This window comes from Lentilactobacillus raoultii, assembly GCF_900411375.1.
Classification (GTDB): domain Bacteria; phylum Bacillota; class Bacilli; order Lactobacillales; family Lactobacillaceae; genus Lentilactobacillus; species Lentilactobacillus raoultii.
Map to the genome: position 1 here is coordinate 1 of NZ_LS422996.1, position 1,563 is coordinate 1,563.

Below are 1,563 nucleotides of genomic sequence, written 5' to 3' on the forward strand. Positions count from 1 at the left end.
CTGAAACTTGAAAGCTAAAAATCACTTCAATATTGCGTGATTTTTGGCTTTTTCTGATCAAAATTAAAACGCAAGGGCTCCTGCGCTGTATACTTTAATTGACAAAAGAAAGATACAAAGGAGTGCTTGCGCTATGAATAGTATAAATCAAAATCATGATAAAAACGATCTGCTGAATTTTATTCACGAATTTGTTTCGTTAATTGGTCTAGGTAAGATTACCCAACGGGTTAACTTTAAACGGCGCACTAATCTTACCCTTTTTCAACTGCTCAAGTGGCTGTTAATGGTTAAGTTGAGTGGTCGTTCACTCTATCGGGCCACGACGAGTCAAAGCTTTACGTCCCGGACGGTGCGCAATGTCTTAAACGATGGGCGGATTAACTGGCAGCGGTTGGTTTGCTTGATTGCGCAAGCTTTAATCAAACACCTACGGCCACTGATTGACCATCGGCGTCGATTAGCGTTCATCGTTGATGATACCTTGTTTTCACGAGAATACGCGCGGACTACCGAACTGCTCGCGCGAGCTTATGATCATGATCAAGGCCGGTTTTGTCGCGGCTACCGGGCACTGACTTTGGGCTGGAGTGATGCGAATACTTTCTTACCCGTCAACTATGCCCTAATGTCGAGTAAGACTCCCCGAAACGTGCTGGGCCGACCAGCCCAAACCACCGATCAACGTTCGCTTGCTGGTCGCCGACGTCATCAGGCCCAACGCAAGATGACCTCAGTCGTGATTGAGTTGATCCAGCAGGCCTTAAAAAACGGTGTTCCGGCCCAGTATGTCCTTTTCGACAGCTGGTTCAGTTCGCCAACGGCTTTCCACCAACTGAAACAGCTCGGTCTGGATGGTCTGGGGATGCTTAAACGCAGTGCCAAAGTGTCGTACTTTTATCGTGGTCGTCAACTCTCGGTCAAAGCGATCTATCAATTACTAAAAGCTTCCAACTATCACCCTAAATCAGCTTATCAGTACAGTTGCCTCGTTCAGGCGCACGTTGGCACCTTGCACTTTCCGTTTCGCCTGGTCTTTGTGGCTAATCGGCACCGCCGAAGCAGCTACTTGGTGCTGGGGACGACGCAAACTCAACTGCGCCCGAATGAAATAATTCAACTATACGGTCGCCGTTGGCAGATCGAAAATTATTTCAAATTTGCCAAACAATATTTGCGTCTGGATAAGTCCCAAATCCAAAGCTACGATGGCCTTTGCGGTCATTTAGCCGTGGTCATGCTAGCCTATGACCTATTGGCTTGGCAAGAACGTCAAGTCAAAGATGACCGTACCTTGGGCGATTTGTTTTATTGGCTGAACGCAGCTTTACCGGATATTGCCCTCGCTGACGCATTGGTATGGTTATTAAATCAATTAAAATCTTTATTAAAAAAAGAAGTTGCGTTGCGAAAATCAGTGATTGAAACTTTGTTAGGCCATTTTCTCACGCATCTACCGGCCGTTTTGACCAGGGAATTAGTGTCAGCTTGAATTTCCATTTTCTGACGGATTATTCCAGGACGACTAAGGTGTTCGGTTAATTTTTAGCTTTCAAGTTTCAG

At 45.9% G+C, this 1,563-nt stretch carries 1 protein-coding gene; it reads left to right on the top strand.

What is annotated here, in order from left to right; genetic code table 11:
* Positions 1-133: 133 nt before the first annotated feature.
* On the top strand, positions 134-1,492 hold the full coding sequence (locus ED605_RS11295; RefSeq protein ID WP_121978998.1) for an IS4 family transposase: 1,359 nt from the start codon (positions 134-136) through the stop codon (positions 1,490-1,492).
* Positions 1,493-1,563: the final 71 nt, after the last annotated feature.

Excerpts from the sequence above, each read along its gene's own strand:
- ED605_RS11295 (WP_121978998.1), top strand. The coding sequence starts at position 134 with ATGAATAGTATAAATCAAAATCATGATAAAAACGATCTGCTGAATTTT.